This is a genomic window from Dyadobacter ginsengisoli DSM 21015 (assembly GCF_059568735.1).
Genome location: NZ_JCANTY010000011.1, coordinates 211993 through 227420, shown reverse-complemented (window position 1 = coordinate 227420; position 15428 = coordinate 211993). Strand labels below are relative to the sequence as shown.

General features: G+C 47.7%; 14 protein-coding genes. 3 read left to right on the top strand and 11 right to left on the bottom strand.

All coding sequences use genetic code 11. From position 1 onward, the window contains the following. Positions 1 to 70 precede the first annotated feature (70 nt). Positions 71 to 1729, bottom strand: a complete 1659-nt coding sequence (locus BP71_RS33290) for a M56 family metallopeptidase (RefSeq protein WP_496385979.1) — start codon at positions 1727 to 1729, stop codon at positions 71 to 73. A gap of 11 nt (positions 1730 to 1740) precedes the next feature. Then, positions 1741 to 2118 (bottom strand): BlaI/MecI/CopY family transcriptional regulator, encoded by a 378-nt coding sequence (locus tag BP71_RS33285; RefSeq protein WP_496385977.1) that lies wholly within the window; start codon positions 2116 to 2118, stop codon positions 1741 to 1743. Positions 2119 to 2556: 438 nt separating this feature from the next. On the opposite strand from BP71_RS33285, the gene BP71_RS33280 reads away from it, so the two are divergent. After that, positions 2557 to 3162, top strand: a complete 606-nt coding sequence (locus tag BP71_RS33280; RefSeq protein WP_496385975.1) for a Crp/Fnr family transcriptional regulator — start codon at positions 2557 to 2559, stop codon at positions 3160 to 3162. Positions 3163 to 3186: 24 nt separating this feature from the next. On the opposite strand, the gene BP71_RS33275 is transcribed toward BP71_RS33280, so the two are convergent. The 7 genes from BP71_RS33275 to BP71_RS33245 all read right to left on the bottom strand — a co-directional run bounded on the left by BP71_RS33275 (position 3187) and on the right by BP71_RS33245 (position 9940). Then, positions 3187 to 3774, bottom strand: coding sequence for a hypothetical protein (locus BP71_RS33275; protein WP_496385974.1), 588 nt, complete (start codon positions 3772 to 3774; stop codon positions 3187 to 3189). A gap of 86 nt (positions 3775 to 3860) precedes the next feature. Beyond that, positions 3861 to 5048, bottom strand: a complete 1188-nt coding sequence (locus BP71_RS33270) for a winged helix-turn-helix domain-containing protein (RefSeq protein ID WP_496385973.1) — start codon at positions 5046 to 5048, stop codon at positions 3861 to 3863. Positions 5049 to 5165: 117 nt separating this feature from the next. After that, positions 5166 to 5678 carry a GNAT family N-acetyltransferase gene (locus tag BP71_RS33265; RefSeq protein WP_496385972.1) on the bottom strand — a complete coding sequence of 171 codons (513 nt, stop codon included), beginning with the start codon at positions 5676 to 5678 and terminating at the stop codon, positions 5166 to 5168. A gap of 87 nt (positions 5679 to 5765) precedes the next feature. Then, positions 5766 to 7172, bottom strand: coding sequence for an aminotransferase-like domain-containing protein (locus BP71_RS33260; protein ID WP_496385971.1), 1407 nt, complete (start codon positions 7170 to 7172; stop codon positions 5766 to 5768). Between the two features lie 144 nt (positions 7173 to 7316). Beyond that, positions 7317 to 7673 (bottom strand): DUF1801 domain-containing protein, encoded by a 357-nt coding sequence (locus tag BP71_RS33255; protein WP_496385970.1) that lies wholly within the window; start codon positions 7671 to 7673, stop codon positions 7317 to 7319. A gap of 156 nt (positions 7674 to 7829) precedes the next feature. After that, entirely contained in the window at positions 7830 to 8441 is a 612-nt protein-coding gene (locus BP71_RS33250) for a Crp/Fnr family transcriptional regulator (protein ID WP_496385969.1), read from the bottom strand. 197 nt (positions 8442 to 8638) lie between these two features. Beyond that, the gene (locus tag BP71_RS33245; protein WP_496385968.1) at positions 8639 to 9940 is read right to left on the bottom strand and encodes a delta-60 repeat domain-containing protein; all 1302 of its coding nucleotides are present in this window, start codon (positions 9938 to 9940) and stop codon (positions 8639 to 8641) included. Between the two features lie 268 nt (positions 9941 to 10208). Between BP71_RS33245 and BP71_RS33240 the strand changes: the two genes are divergently transcribed. Both BP71_RS33240 and BP71_RS33235 read left to right on the top strand, forming a co-directional pair. Continuing rightward, on the top strand, positions 10209 to 12017 hold the full coding sequence (locus tag BP71_RS33240) for a sensor histidine kinase (RefSeq protein ID WP_496385967.1): 1809 nt from the start codon (positions 10209 to 10211) through the stop codon (positions 12015 to 12017). After that, on the top strand, positions 12014 to 12769 hold the full coding sequence (locus BP71_RS33235) for a response regulator (protein ID WP_496385966.1): 756 nt from the start codon (positions 12014 to 12016) through the stop codon (positions 12767 to 12769). The genes BP71_RS33240 and BP71_RS33235 overlap by 4 nt, the downstream gene beginning before the upstream one ends. Positions 12770 to 12834: 65 nt before the next feature. Here the strand turns inward: BP71_RS33235 and BP71_RS33230 are convergent, their stop codons facing one another. Both BP71_RS33230 and BP71_RS33225 read right to left on the bottom strand, forming a co-directional pair. Next, complete coding sequence (locus BP71_RS33230) at positions 12835 to 13713, bottom strand: alpha/beta fold hydrolase (RefSeq protein ID WP_496385965.1); 879 nt, start codon at positions 13711 to 13713, stop codon at positions 12835 to 12837. 215 nt (positions 13714 to 13928) lie between these two features. After that, positions 13929 to 15422: a T9SS type A sorting domain-containing protein gene (locus BP71_RS33225; RefSeq protein ID WP_496385963.1), complete on the bottom strand. Its 1494-nt coding sequence runs from the start codon at positions 15420 to 15422 to the stop codon at positions 13929 to 13931. Between the last annotated feature and the right edge of the window lie 6 nt (positions 15423 to 15428).

The window sequence follows — 15428 nt, the reverse complement described above, 5'->3', positions numbered from 1 at the left end:
AGCAACGAAACGCATAACAGCGCAGAGAATCGTAAAGGCAACGTTCATGATCGGTGTCCGGGAGTTGGACCTACCCATTGAACCGGACCCCGGTAAAGCGATGACCGGAAACGCCATCCCAGTTGTACACCCATTCCGTCCAGGTGAATTTGAGGTATCTCGATTTCAGTTTTTGGTGGATTGCCGCCGGCTGCTCAACACCGTTAACGACTAGAAACATGTTGTGAAGACGGTAGGTAAGATTTTCCCTGCTGGTAATAATGCCTTCGGCGATCAGATCGGCGACGATATGTTCCTGCGTACTTTTTTCGGTTTCCATGGAGACCTCGTTCAACCGCTTCCGCAAACCTTTTGCGACTTCCTCAAATTGCATGCGGATGTTTTCCAGCATGGTCCGGCGGGATTGATATGCGTCCCGCGTGGATTCAAGCGCGCTTTCCCGTAAACGGCCAACTATATCCGAACTGTTTTGAGCATTACTCCCTGCTTTCAGATTTTCGGCGCGCAACCGGATTTCCGTCTGTTCCTTACGCAACCGGGTCGATTCAAGTCCAATCTTTAAATTAAGCTCACTTCTGAGGTCGCTGGCATTTGCCAGGTCGTCTATCGCGAGAGCATGGGTCAGTTTCGAAATAAGCCCATTCAGCTCATTGAGGGAATCGGTGCTGGTTTGCTGGCTACTGTGCAGGTTTTGCAATACGTAGTTTTCTTTATGGATAGTTGCGTGGGCTGGCCTTGAAACTTGGCCTCCATGTCCAGTTGCCGGAGCTATCTCACTCAACCGGCGAGATGAGGAAATTGTCGTGACGGCACGCTCGGTTGTACGCCGACCCGCATTTTCGGCTGTTTTCGGCATAATAGCCACACTGGGTCGTTCGTAGGTTCTGGTGGCCATGAGGAGCACGGACACGGCGACCAATGGCAGGGTAAGCAGATATTTCACGCGCGTCCACTTTGGGGAGCGACCCTGGTAGAGGGTCTGGATGCGTCGCTTTAACAAAGACTTGTCGGAGAATCCGCAGCCGACGTTGGTGTCGAACCTTTGCCGGGCATACGAAATCAGAAAGGCCGCATGGCTATCCTTTTCGGGCGCTTCCTGGTCTGCCAGGAATTCATGGACCTCGCTGAATGCACGCTTATACAGCCAGAGTGCCGGATTGAACCAAAAAAACACTTTCAGTATTTCGACCAGCAAGATATCCAGGCTATGCCATTGCCGGATATGGACGATCTCATGGGCAAAGATGGTATCGAAATGCCTTGCATAGTCGTCCTCTGAAACTACCATCCATTTAAGAAATGAGAACGAGCCCGCGGCTGTCCGCCTGCCTGGAGGTATCACCAGCCTGCAATTGGCGAGCTGGACGCACATTCCGGTTTGAATCGTCCGGGAAATGTCAAACAAAGCTTTGATCAACAGTGCCAGCATAACCAGAACTCCCGCAAAATACGCGACAAAAAAGGCTACCGGCCAAACCTCCATTGTCGATCCGGTAGTTCGCGGCTGTGTGGTAGTTTCGATCACATTGGCGACCAGCCGGTTGTCGATAATCTGAGCAGCAGTTTGACGGAATTCCAGCGCCGGAACAGCCATAGCGATCAGGAGCGAAATGATAAGGTAGGTGCGGTTCCATACGAAGAAAGTCTGCTTTCGGAAAAGCAGCCAGTAGGATACCACAAAAAGGACCCAGCAAAAATTTACTTTCAGCAGGTAAGAAATTGCTTCCATGGCAAAAAAGGTTAATTACTGTTTTTTTTCTTTTCACGAATAAACTCCTCCAGATCATTCAGGTCTTTTTCGCTAAGGGTTTTGTCCATCACAAAAAATGAAACAAGGTTGGTAACCGAGCTTTCAAAATAGTTCTCTACCAGCTGCTTCACTTCGTATCTCCGATACGCCTCTTCGCCTACAATTGGGTAATATTCATGTGAGTTTCCAAAAGTTAAATGGCCCACGATCTGTTTTTTCTCAAGAATTTTCAGAAAAGTTGCGACGGTCGTGTATGCAGGCTTTGGCTCAGGCATATTCGCCAGAATGTCTTTTACATATGCTTTTTTGAGCTGCCATATGATCTTCATGATCTCGGCTTCCGCACGGGTAAGAGAACGTAACTCCATATACGAATGATTTTTTAGTTGACGCCTATTGCGCTGATATCAAATATATTACTAAGTTTTTAGTAAACAAACTAATTTATTAATATTTATACTAAAAACTTAGTAATAAAGCTATGTAATAAAGCTATTGGAAACCCTTGCGTGGCACAGAGCCCTAAACGAACTCATGGGGAAAAGGTATTGTATGTGTGTAAAAGGATATGTTAAGCATGAGGGATGTGGCCCGGATGCGGAAAAACGGTCGGATACTTCGAACGGTATGCGGTTGCCCGTGGGTAGCCCCCGATTTTCCTTAACTTTCCGTCATTTTTTTAATTGAATACCCAACTTTCGAAAGAAATCTGTCCGATTTTTACCTAGGTGAAAATCTTGAAGAGTGCGGCTCCCGAAATTTGCGGAGTTTTGCCTGTTGGCAGTCGCGACGTAACCTAATGTTCCATGTATTCGCTTTCTGGAATGGCCGAGAAAAACGAGATTATAGCACAGCACCTAAAAAATTTTGCTGCCCTGACAGATAAAGACATTGCGGAGAGCCAGTTGTTCTGGAAGCCGAGGAAAATCAGAAAGGGGGATTTTTTCAATATGCAGAATATGGTTTGCAATGACCTTGGTTTAGTGGTGAAGGGGATCTTCCGGATTTATTATCATGACCCCAAGACTGAAAAGGATAAAAACATTTTCTTTTTCTCAGAAAATCAATTTGTCGTCTCATTCCGAAGTTTCATCTCCCGCAATCCCTGCTGGTACTTTATAGAAGCGATGGAAGATTCAGAAATTGTATTTATTTCGTACAAAGATCTCAACGGCCTCTATGAAAGCAATCCAAACTGGGCAAGATTTGGCAGGTTGCTTGCGGAATTGTTTTTTGCCTATGCACAGACACGTGCCGAAGAATTCATGTTTTTTTCCCACGAGGAACGTTACCTGAGATTGTTGGAGGAGCATCCCAACATCGTCGAGCGTATCCCGGCCTATCACATTTCGTCGTTTCTCGGAATAACCAATCCTTCGTTGAGCCGGATCAGAAAACGGATAAAAAAATAGCCGGACAAACGTCCGGCAAATGTGTCAGGATGCGGCCGCAAGGTTGGCCGTCCTGGAAAGCCGGAAAGCCGCAAGCAGATAGTAAAACGCTCCAAAAGCCGCATAACCTGCCAGGCTGGCGATTCCCATAGCGGGGTCGTGGGCCAAAACAATAAATGATACCCCACCAATAGCAGACTGGCCGCCGCTGATGATCATCGGCCATTGGCCGCCCAGCAATTTTCTACGACGCAATCCCAGTACCAGCTGGATCAGGCCGGTGAGAATCGCCCAGGTGCCAAACACCATCAGGGCTTCGGGAATACCTGTTCGCAACGCAATACCCACCGCCAGGGCAGTTACGACGCTGATCACCGCATTTACATACTGCGGTATTCTGGAAGCGCCGTTTCGATTAGCGCGGATATCGAGGATCGTGCCCGCGACGTCCCACACAGGGTAGATGATAAGCAGTATGTGGGCAAATCCCCTGGATTTCTCCGCGAAAACGGACACCAGGAGTACCCAAATAACCGAAAAAGCAGCGCGAATGAAGTAAAGTTTACGCAGTGCGCCAGCTGTTTCAACGGCCTGACTACCAGTTGCCGCATTGGAAAGAGGTGTAGATGACATAGTTTCAATTTTAAGTTGTTTTATCAACCCAAAGTTGAACAGTTGTTTCCGGGGGATTTTTCACCTAAGTTAAAATGGAGGGAAATTTAAAGACTTTCGCTGAGCGCTTCCAGATAGGTTTCGTTGTTGGACTTTTTGAAAACGATGTCCCGGCATTGGTTGAACCTGGCGAATGCGCCCAGAGCCCGGACAAGCCTGGCAATGATAGTCTGATCCAGGGCCACCGGTTCAAAATGCAAGTTGTGGACGACCAGCACTTTTTGCTTGCGGTCGGCCTTGGCATCCATTCTTGCGATGAATGTATCCCCCGCCAGCACGGGTAACGAAAAATAGCCGAATTGGCGCTTCGGAGCAGGTACGAAGCATTCGATCTGGTAATCGAAATCGAAGAAGTCTTTTAAGCGGTGGCGAAACACGTTCAGGACGTCAAATGGTGAAAGGATGAAGACGTCCCCGGATACTTCGAGATCCGTTTCCTGATCGGGAAGCATGTATAGCGGCCCTTTCAGGCCTTCGACAACTACCGTTTTTACCTCGCCGGTCCGGATCATTTTTTCGAGCTCTTTTTTTACCAGGTTGCCTTTGACATGACGCGCCCGCCAGGCCATTTCCTTAACGTAGGAAACACCCAGCGCGCCCAATGTACGCCGGATCACGAAACGGGCGTATTCTTCATCGGAAGGCATGGTCAGGTCAGTTTCCCGCGGCACGACGTTGACCGGCAGGACGTAGACCTTCTGAAATGCTTTGGTGCGGTTGATCATCAGGTTTCCATCGAGATATAGTCTTTCCAGCGCAACTTTCGCAGGCCGCCAATCCCACCAGCCAGAGCTTGCCTCCACACGGTCGTTTTCAAAATCTCCGACCATCAGCGACTCTTCCCGTTCGGCCCGATCCATGATCTCTTTCATCAGATTGATTTCCGGCTGTGTAAGCGGTTTCCTTTGCGTTTTAAAAGCCTTTTTTACAGGCAGCGAAAAGCGGAAATCGTGCATGGGGAGATAACCTGCATCTGAGGTCAGATACTCGAAAATACTGCCATCTTCACAAAGTTGGTGAAGCCATTCATTTTGATAGTCGGGTATGCGTGCCGCCATTACGTGATGATGGGCGCGCTCCACGACGTAATTCGTATCGAGTTGCACAAAGCCGAGATGGTCGATCACCCGGTAAACCGCCTCGATCCCCGTCCCGAACTGCGCTTTCCGCGCGAGCCCGGTGGCGTTAAGAATGATTTTCCTCGCCTGCTGTTTGGTTAAGGTGATGGGGGTCATGAGACTCACTGGTTTTTCTCATAGGAAAGACATCCGCGTCCGGTTGATACCTCTTTGAATGAAACATCTTTGACTATCATCATCAAGTCCGCACAGGATATGAGCTTCATCGGCGGTTTACGCCGTCAAAAACATCGATGCCAAAGGCAACCCGTCCAGTTGACAGGCCTCCTTTTCCCTGGTAAACCCTCTGCTCTCGAAGAGTTGAGGCAAGGAACTTTCCAGGTGTTCATTGATCCATACCCGCACACCTTCGTGAGATTTGCAGACAGCCAGGCATTTTTCCAGCAACGAATCCCTGATCGCCGGCGCTGCGTACTTTTTGAGTATTCCGAAATCGGCAATACGGACGGCACGCTTTCCCTCCAGTACCTGTGGCTTTTTGCCCCGGGTGGTAATGCGAACATAACCGGCCGGCACGCCGTCTGCGTAAACGACCAGCCATTGGTTGGACATGCTGTTGACTTCGGCAATGAGGGTCTGCTTATTGAAATTTTCAAGAATGTATTGATCCAGTAACGGGCCGCTAACGAGCGATGCATATTTCTGGATTGCCAGTTCCTTGGTCAGCATCAGGAGGGTTTCCACTCCCTGATCAGTCGCGATTGTGAATTTTGTGATAATCTGCATTTTTCTGCATTGATGTACTCAGGCAAAATTATACGGCCCATTGTAGAATACATCATACACATTTTGTAAAAATAAGCAGTACAGATTTTAATAGGACCGCTGCCCGGCGAGCTTGATGGCTTCTATTTTTTCGGGAGAGAATTTGTCCGCAAAAACCACCCGGAAATACCTGTCGAAGGTTCCCGAGAATGAAAAAGTATAGCCGGGCGTAAACCTTATTCCGATGTTTTCGCATTGCCGGTAAAAGTGCTCCATATCTGTATCGTCAGGCATTTTTACCCAGATATTGTATCCTCCCGCAGGTGTGATAACGGCTGTTTTCTCGGGGAAGTTATCAGAGATTAAATGTGTGATGTGGTACGCATTTCTGGCCAGCTGCATTCTGAAAGCCCTTACGTGACGGTCGTAACTGCTGTCGGTCAGGAGTCGGTTTACCGTTTCCTGGTACAACGGCGACACGGTGCTGCCCAATGCAAACTTGATCTGTTCGGCACGCTGCATAAATTTTCCAGCTGCCAGCCAGCCCAATCGTATCCCAGGTGCCAGTGTTTTTGCATAGGAAGAATAGGTTAGTACCAGGCCGCTTTCGTCGAAGCTTCTGATCGTGGAAGGCCTTGTCCCGTGAAAGTGCAGGTCTCCGTAAATATCGTTCTCGATAATTGCCACATTGAACTCCTGCGCTGCGGAGAGCAGGGCCCGCTTTTGCGTATCAGCCAGCATTAGGCCCGTTGGATTATGAAAATTGGGCGTGACGATGACCGCTTTGACAGTATTGCCCCGGCAGGCCTTTCGGAAAAAATCGACGTCGAAGCCGGTGTGTAAATCAACCGGCACCTCAATGACTTTCAGTTTGAGCACCCTGATTACTTCCAGCACTGAAAATACGCAAGGACTCTCGACCGCGATCACCTCGCCGGCATTGCAAACGGAGGCCAAAGCGATATACAATGCCTGCAATGCGCCATCTGAGATCAGCAATTCATCCGGATTGATGATCGTCTTGTACGCGGCAGCACGTTGCACGATACTGCTTCTCAGTTCCAGTGAGCCATTGGGAGGGTAGTATCTCAGCAAACCTGCTCCGTGCCTTCTGATCGTCTGTTGCATCACCCGTAGCAACAACTTTTGCGGGATCAGAAGATCGCCGGGAGCAGCCACATTAAATTCAGAAACCTTGCGGCCCGCGCGCAACGAGGTCGTTAATTCGAGATGATGCTTGAAGATCGCGTCTCTCACCACGGCCCGGTGTTTGCCCTTCGGCTCCGGAATCGCGACGTCGGGTCTGTTGCTGACATAGTAACCGGATTTAGGCACGCTCTCCACCAGTCCGCGGATCACGAGATACTCATATCCATTCTGAATTGTACTGATACTTGTGTTATACTGCTGTTTCAACTCCCGGACAGACGGTAATTTGTGCCCGGGCTTGAAAACACCTTCTCGGATGTTCTTTTCAATGGCAGCCGTGAATGCCTCGTATTTGTATGTCTTCATAACTGTACCGGCAACTTTTATCTATTTTGAGCCTGTACCGCAAAGCTAGGTGATTTAGATTGACTGCCGTCTGCACATTGAAAATGGCGTCTTCCAAGGTGCTTCCGATGGAGTGAATCCGGCATTTACATCATCTTTCCCGTTTCAACTTTTATCCATTAGCTGAATCCATTCCCTGATAACCGCTTTCAAATCTTCGCTTTTGGCTTTTACTTCTTCCATGCTGTTAAATCTGGCATATGCTTTGCCTTTTGGCGCAGGTTCCAGCACGGTACGGTGGGTCAGTGTTTCGCCCTGGTGGAAAACAAGCACCGCCTGGTCTTTAACCCGGGGACTGAAGGTTGCGATGTCACCCTTGTAGTAGAAATTGGGACCGCCCCATTTTACCTCTTCAGTGATCGAAGGATCGACCTCCATAATTACCTGCCGGATCGCCTCCATCTCGTGCTTCAACGGATGATTGAGTCCGGAGAGAAAATCGTCTACTTGTTTCGATGCCATGATATAAGATTATTGATGTGACGGCAATAGCCGGTATTGCCAAATAATTTTGAAAGGACAATTCAGATGCCTGCCCATTACCGGTTCGGCTCAGGTAAGGACGAAATTAGAAGGGCAGGAGGAGAAAAAAATTTACAAATGTTGAGAATCCGGGAATTATTTTCCCGAGATAATCCGGCTCAATTGGGTGGCGGTTATCCCCAGGTAGGAGGCGATATGATATTTCTTAAGTCGAGGGATAATATGTTTATGGGACAATAAAAAGTCCTCGTATCGCTTAGTGGCCGTATCTGTGCGGAAGGCAATTTCAAGCGGTTCTTTTTCGATCACCCAATGCTTTTCAAGATAGTTAATGTAAAAGAGAGCCAGGTCATTGTGCTGTTCGACAAGTTTTCTAAACTCTGCAAAGTCGTATTCCAAAACCACAGTTTCCTCCATGGCTACGATCGAGAAACGGCTTGGCGTTCGGGTCATCGTCGCTATGACAGATGCGGCGATCCTGTTTTCAGGGAAAAAATATTTGATAATCATTTCACCCTCGTCCGGAAAATAGGATTGGTAAGCCAACCCCTGGCAGATGAAAGACACTTTACCGGGGATCTGGCCCTCATTAATCAGGTATTCTCCTTTTCCATAGGTTTTTGCCCGCAGCAAAGCGCCCCAGGCGGATTCTGCCGCTTCGGTAATCGGGTAATACTTACGAATCTGCTGAAAGAAAAGCTCCTTACTCGTCATGTTTTTGACAATAATATGAGCATATTCCAACATCGTCCCTCACAGTTTTGAATTTCGTTCCGGCACGTTCGATTGCGCGGGACGTGATGGCGTTGGCATATGCTTCGCCTAAAACACGAAAATAGTAAAAAGTGCATCGACAAAAGCATTTGCTGCCTTGACGATCGCATCCATGGAGGGCATGGAATTTTTCGAGCCCTTACTCCAAGATTTGCATCGAAATCGCCTGTTTATTTAATTTCGAGGATCAGGATCGGTGTCGTTTTTTCTTCATATTGTTTTCCGAAGAACCCGGTGACGATGTATTTTTTATCTGAAACTTTAAGTATTTCAAAAACGTCCCCGGAAAGAAATCCAAGTTTCAAGCTTCGTTCGAACTTTCCGTTACGATCCATGATGTTCAGGTAGCTGTCTTTTAATCCGGCATATCCGGCCAATGGAGTTTCATGACCCGTCAGAATCTTTCCGCCGGGAAGACTTACAATGTTGTTAAAGGTCCCCCAATTGTGATCGGAACTGTTGTTTTTTTCAAAAGACAAATCCGGTGTTCCATCCGCAAGAAGCCTGGCGAACCCTCCATAGGCATATCGCCCGTCTCTTATTTCTGTGTTATTAATGCTGTAAAAAACGCCACCGATTAAAATTTTGCCGTCCGGCTGGATGGCGATTGTATTGATAGACGGCGCTGTGATAGGGCTTCCTTCGAGCACTTCCCTGAAAATAAACCCCGGATCAGGCGATCCGTTGGTGGTCACTTTTGAAATGTACCGCCTGATACTCCCGACCGTCGTCGTGAAGCTTCCTGTGATAAACATTTGTCCGCCTGTCATCAGTTGTACATGAGTCACGGAACTGTAAGAGTTGATGGGGCCGAAAGTGAATGTTTCGTCGAGAGAGGCGTCCTGGTTCAACCGGACCAACCCGGTTTTGTACTTTCCGTTTACGGATGTGAAGTAACCCGCGACAAGTATCTTGCCGTCATTCTGAAGATATAGACTATTCAAATATGCTCGCGACGTAAGCCCGCTTTCTGAGAATGACGGCATGTCGAAAGTCTTGTCGAACGAGCCGTCGCCATTGAGCCTGATCAGATGTCTTTCCTTTCCTCCCACGGTAAATTTACCTGCAACCAAGATGCGGCCGTTGTCAAGCACTTTCACGTCCCGAAAATTTTCGACAAGCCAGCTTACATCCTTGTCAATGTCAAATGACTTATCGAGCCGGCCATTTTCATCAATTCGGTAGACTTTGCTTTGGCTTGTGTTAGTGAGGCGGCCTGTGACGATTAATTTTCCGTCTTTCTGCAGATCAGCCGAGTTAATGCTGAAAAGCTCGTTGGATAAATTTTTGCGGATTGAAAATTCAGCGTCGGTAATCATTTCTCCGGGCTCTTCGGGTGCCGGCCCCGGTTCCTCCTGATCTGTTTTTTTACATGACCAAATCGGCGTGAGCAGCGCCAGGGTAAGCATAACCAAAAATAATTGCAAGCGTTTTTTTGCGAGGCGAGAGTAAGTTGTAAAGTTTGTTTTCATCTGGGCTCCGTTGTTTTTAATAGGATTTCCGATTGGGATTGTGTTTACATTTCAAAAGAAATGTATCTGAGCTCTCAATAAATTATCAGGTCGCGAATACGGACTTAATTGTCCTGAATCTGGCAAAACATGCCTTTGAGAATAAGTACTTTACTACGTCTTAAAAAATCTCTTTAAAATGCGAGTTATCCGCCAGGATTTGCTCGCTGTTTTCTCGTACATTGACAAATAGAAGTCCCGATCTATCACTTACAACTCTATGTAATCAATGCTTGCAAGGCGTGCTCTCTTTGAAGTCGTCGCTATGTCATTGTGCCTATTCCTGCTTGTTGGTTCCGGCTGTCAAGCTCAAAGTTCAACACAAGGCAATACGGATGACCTGATCTCCAGGCTCGAACGGGACATTAAGTCTTATAATGAAGCAGTGTTCAAACGAGATTCTTCAGGAATTGCGGAAGCGTCCTACCTGATGGCAAAACGCCACATCAACCTGGGCAACTACGCAATTGCAGAAACCTGGCTTCAAAAGGCACTGGGCATACGGCAGGCTTTGGGAGATTTTGAAGGAATTGGGAAGATCTACCTGCGATTGCAAGAGATTCAATTTATTCTCGCTAGCCCATTGGACGCCCTGCGAAACGCCCGGCTGGCAATGGTCAATTTCCGGAAAGTGAATTCATCGAAAGGCATGATGAGCGCTTATGGTGCGTTGGGGACAAGTCATTTGCTCGCGTGGGAAAAGAGCGCTCTGAACCGGCGGCACAGATTCAGATCTTCCCTACACATAGCCAAGGCAAATTTTAGAAAATCGCTGGAACTCGCCCGGGCGCTGCATTCTCCTATCGATGAAGGAGGAATGTATCGATATCTCGGCATTTGTTCTAGACATGAAAACAAGATTGCCGAAAGCTTCTCTTTTAAAATTGCAGCCTGGGAATTGAACAAAAAACAAGGCCTGCTGCCGAACGGAATCGAACTGGCAATCGACATTGCAAATCAATATCTTCAAAATGGAGACCCGCGAAATGCGGAACCCTGGCTAATGAAGGCAAAAAAAATGCTTGCAACACTAAATTCTAAACCTAGCCTGAAAACGTCCATGTTACTTAGCCTGGCGGAATATCATCAACAAAAAAAAGAATGGAAACTGGCACTTGTATACAGGGAAAAACTCGAAGAATTAAGAGAAAGTGCATTTCTTCAATACCGTAACGAGGCCGCAGCGGGGGTGCGCAAAAGTGAAGAGGTAAAACTGAAAGAAGTGGCCTTGATTGCGAAACGAAAGGAGGTGGCTTTACTGAAAAGCAACGCCACTTTAAAGAATCGTGTTCTGTACGCGGTCGGACTGCTTCTGATTATCTCTTCAATTACGGCGGTGCTGTATGGTAAACTTTACTCCAAGCACAACAAATTGTATTTGAAATACAGGACATTGAGCGAATACAACGCTGGGTTAGTGAAAGAGCAAAACCACCGGACCAAAAACGATCTTCAACTTGTATCCAATCTCCTTAGCCTGCAATCGCTTCAATCGCGGGACCAGGCGGCGGCTAAACTCCTGGAAGAAAGCCTGCTTCGGGTTGAATCAATCATTCTCATTCACCGGCGGCTCTATCAGGATACGATGCCGATGTACGTCGATGTCAAACTTTACATAGGCGATCTTATTAAGAGCATTCTCAGGGTTTACGGCATGACTCATGTTAGGTTATCACTGGATGTGCAGCCTTTTTTACTACATGTAAAGAAAATGGCACCCCTTGCGCTGGTTGTTAACGAGTTAATGACCAACTGCTGCAAGTATGCTTTCACAGGCCGGTCTCCTGCGCTTTATGTAAGCTGCCAAGTCCTTTCCTCCGAGGTACATTTCCGGGTTCAGGACAATGGTCCCGGTTTCGAAGTGGAAACAGTCCTGAGTGGTTTTGGATTGGAGCTTATCGATTTACTTACAGCGCAATTGGAAGGCCAGCATACATTCCAGTCGGTCCATGGCTGCCGTTTTCAACTTTGTTTCCCTGCCGGTGAAACGCTTATCCAACTTTTAAATTCAGGTCAAACCGACTTTGCCAATCCATGAATGTAGACCGAAACATCCTCATTGTCGAAGACGACCTGCTCCTTGCGACTGATATCAAGAAAAACCTGAAAATTCAGGGCTGGAAAATTGCCGGCATTGCAAAAAACTATGTTTCCGCCATGAGTATCATGAAAAAAGGAAATGTCGACCTGGCGTTAATCGACATTAAACTGGATGGCCCGGAGGACGGGATCATGACCGCAACGGAAATCCTGAAAATCAAATGGATCCCGATCATTTACATTACGGGAAACACACCGTTCGAAGTCAGGCAGCGTATGAGGGAAACTTATCCTTCTGCCTTCCTTCAAAAGCCATTGCGTGTCCGCGAATTAGCAGCGCAAATCGATTTGGCCTTCAACAATCATGACGAGGGCTTAACGGGAAACCCAATTAGGAAAGATGCCGACTTTCTTGCGTTACCAACAAAAGACGGTTTGATGAACATCAGATCATCAGAGATCATTTATGTAAAGGCAGCCGCGAAAAGCACAAGCCTGTTTCTGACCAGTAATGAACTCTTCCGTCACGGAATTTCGAATTCGGATTCCCTGCTGGTCTCAGTCAAATTCGGAAGGCTTACCAGCCAATTGCCTTCTGAGTTCTTTAAATTGGGGCGTTCGGAGACCATTAATCTGAATCATGTTCAAAGAATATGGAAAGAAAATCTGTACCTGACTTCTCATGTGCTGATAATACCTGACGGCCGGCGTGAAACCCTGATTAAGAGGTTTAATCTTATCGAACGATAGCTGAGAATTTGTTGAGCGACATATCGATTCGAATACCGTCGGGGTTAGACTGAGAAAAAACGCACCTACGCGTGCTTTTTTTGCTGATTCAGAAAATTTCTTATTAGCGCCAATACCTCGTCAAAATGGGTGTCCAGTACATCGTGCCCCCCGTCTAAAACGTGGATTTGCGCTTCGGGCAAGTCGTGCTGGTAATAAGGAACTTCTTTCACTGAAAAAAATAGCTCATATTTCCCCCAAACGACAAGGGCTGGTGGTTGGTGACTGCGAAGATATTTCTGGTAAACAGGAAACATTTCCAGGTGAGTTTTGAAATCACAATTTAATTCAAATTGCCTTTCGATGTTACCCGGTCTTTTCAAAAGTTCCCAATCAAGTATCCACAGTTCCGGACTGACCCTTGGTAATATTTCTTTTGGAAGTCCACCAAAGTATTGATTTTTAATACCTTCTGCACTTAGGAACTGAATAAGCTTTTTCTTTTTTTCGGGAGTCGGATTGTACCAATAGTCAATATATTCGTCCCATTCCGGACCCATACCTTCACGGTGTGCATTGCCGCTCTGGACAATTATTCCGGAAATCTTTTCAGGGTGATTTACGCATAATTGAAGCCCTATCGGTGCGCCATAATCATGGAGATATATAAAGTACTGATGTAAATGTATTGCTTCGGTGAATTTGTTTATTAAAGCGGATATATTTCCAAATGTATAGTCAAAATGATCTGGTACCGGAAATTCACTAAAGCCAAAACCCGGATAATCCGGGGCGACAAGGTGATACTGATCGGACATCGCAATCATCAGATTCTTGAAAGCTACCGATGAAGTCGGAAATCCATGTAAGAGCAGTAGAGAGGGATTCTTTTCATCTCCGGCCTCGCGGTAGAAAAGATCAATTCCATCCACGTTGATGGTCCTGTTGTAGATTTGCCTTGGCATACTATTTGAAATTAATGATTTTCTGAGGTCGGAAAATCACAAAAAGAGTGCCAGCTATTTTACCATTTACAAAAAGTGGTGAATACAGATGTGACAAATGATTACCGGCTAGTTGACTTAAAAAAGGTATACAATTATTGAAATTGCCAAAAATCAGCCTTTGGAACTCGTTTCATACGAGTTTCAAAGGCTGATTATATCCTAGCTTCCCTGCGCTAATTTTTCAGTACTTTAAAACTTCTGCCATTGATGATCAGCACGTAAATGCCGGGCTTTTGACCGCGGAGGTTGATCTCCCGGAAATTGGTTCCCGAGACCGCTGCTGATGCCTTGTCCGGCGGGATGGCTATGCCCTTTACCTTAGAACCGTCGACACCAAATACTTCCAACGATTGCAGCCCCGCACTGGATTCGACGCGCAGCACGTCCGTTACGGGGTTGGGGTAAACTTTGATTTTGATCCCGTGGTCAAACAGGATGGAAATGGTCTTTGAAAAGGCATATGTACCGTCTACATCTATCTGTTTCAGCCGGTAGTAGTTTGTTTCGGCCAGAGGGGCCTGATCGGCAAACGCGTAATTCGCAATTACCTTACTGTCGCCCTTTGCATCCGCCTGGCCGATCGGCTCAAAGTTTCTGGCGTCGCTGCTTCTTTGTACCTCAAAATGCGAAGCATTGAATTCCTCGGTCGTTGCCCATTGGAGTGCCACTGTTTTTTCGACAGCCTTGCCCGTGAAACTGACTAATGTGACGGGCAGGGGAGGCTCAATGCTGCCGATGGCGAGCGCGGTAATGGACGTTCCGGCCGGGATGGTCCCGCTGAGCGCATTGTTATCGTCAGGTGCACTGGCACCGGTTGTGCCTAACGCCACCCACTCGGTTCCGTTCCAGCCGACAAGCCGCAGGTTAGTTGCAAGGGCGAAGCCCGATACGTCGGGAATAGATACGCTTACCGGCACGTTGTCATCGCTTCCGGCGGTGTTGATCCAGTCCCAAAAACCGACAGGGCTTACCGATTCGATCGGGGCGGCGAAAGCCGTCAGGCTGTGTGTAGCGCCGTCGGAAGGATCGGTAACCGTAGCAGGACTGCCCACAAACCAGGCTGTGCTGATGGTAACAGCTGCCGCCGGGGCGGAAATGGAAACCGTACGCAGGTCGGTATCGCTACCTACGGGAAATACAAACGCATCATCACCTGTTTTGGTCACATAGCCATTCACGTGCTGCGGATCCGTATTCCCGCCGGCATAGCCCGCTCCGTCGGCTAAGCGAAGCGAACTGATAGTGTGTGTACTGCGTGTGGTACTTATGATCCCGCTCGTGCCGAAGGTGAGAGTCCCGGCAACATTGGCGCCGGCTGTATTCGTAAGCGATACGGTATTGCCGTTCTGAAATTGCAGGTTATGGAAACCCGGCGCTGCGGAACCGCTGATCGTCAATGCACCCGCGGCGTTGAACAGGTCGAGACTGTTCGTCTGCCCGAGCCAGGTACCATTGTTCTGGAAACTCAGGTTACCATGCTCGTACGTAGACCCGTTTGCGAGCGTAACGCTACCGCCCGCTTGTACGACGGTACCGTTGGGTGAGTAGTCACTTATGTAACCAGCATCAATGCTTACCGGATCGGGTGGTCCATAGGTGGTAAATGTCTGTCCGTGTGCCTGCATCACCCACAAGGGCAATGCCAGGGCTATGAGTCGTTTTTTCATACTATT

Bases quoted from the DNA above. Each gene is read 5' to 3' on its own strand.
- BP71_RS33225 (WP_496385963.1), bottom strand. From the start codon at position 15,422: ATGAAAAAACGACTCATAGCCCTGGCATTGCCCTTGTGGGTGATGCAG.
- BP71_RS33235 (WP_496385966.1), top strand. From the start codon at position 12,014: ATGAATGTAGACCGAAACATCCTCATTGTCGAAGACGACCTGCTCCTT.
- BP71_RS33240 (WP_496385967.1), top strand. From the start codon at position 10,209: ATGCTTGCAAGGCGTGCTCTCTTTGAAGTCGTCGCTATGTCATTGTGC.
- BP71_RS33285 (WP_496385977.1), bottom strand. From the start codon at position 2,118: ATGGAGTTACGTTCTCTTACCCGTGCGGAAGCCGAGATCATGAAGATC.
- BP71_RS33230 (WP_496385965.1), bottom strand. From the start codon at position 13,713: ATGCCAAGGCAAATCTACAACAGGACCATCAACGTGGATGGAATTGAT.
- BP71_RS33260 (WP_496385971.1), bottom strand. From the start codon at position 7,172: ATGAAGACATACAAATACGAGGCATTCACGGCTGCCATTGAAAAGAAC.
- BP71_RS33265 (WP_496385972.1), bottom strand. From the start codon at position 5,678: ATGCAGATTATCACAAAATTCACAATCGCGACTGATCAGGGAGTGGAA.
- BP71_RS33255 (WP_496385970.1), bottom strand. From the start codon at position 7,673: ATGGCATCGAAACAAGTAGACGATTTTCTCTCCGGACTCAATCATCCG.
- BP71_RS33245 (WP_496385968.1), bottom strand. From the start codon at position 9,940: ATGAAAACAAACTTTACAACTTACTCTCGCCTCGCAAAAAAACGCTTG.
- BP71_RS33270 (WP_496385973.1), bottom strand. From the start codon at position 5,048: ATGACCCCCATCACCTTAACCAAACAGCAGGCGAGGAAAATCATTCTT.
- BP71_RS33250 (WP_496385969.1), bottom strand. From the start codon at position 8,441: ATGTTGGAATATGCTCATATTATTGTCAAAAACATGACGAGTAAGGAG.
- BP71_RS33275 (WP_496385974.1), bottom strand. From the start codon at position 3,774: ATGTCATCTACACCTCTTTCCAATGCGGCAACTGGTAGTCAGGCCGTT.
- BP71_RS33290 (WP_496385979.1), bottom strand. From the start codon at position 1,729: ATGGAAGCAATTTCTTACCTGCTGAAAGTAAATTTTTGCTGGGTCCTT.
- BP71_RS33280 (WP_496385975.1), top strand. From the start codon at position 2,557: ATGTATTCGCTTTCTGGAATGGCCGAGAAAAACGAGATTATAGCACAG.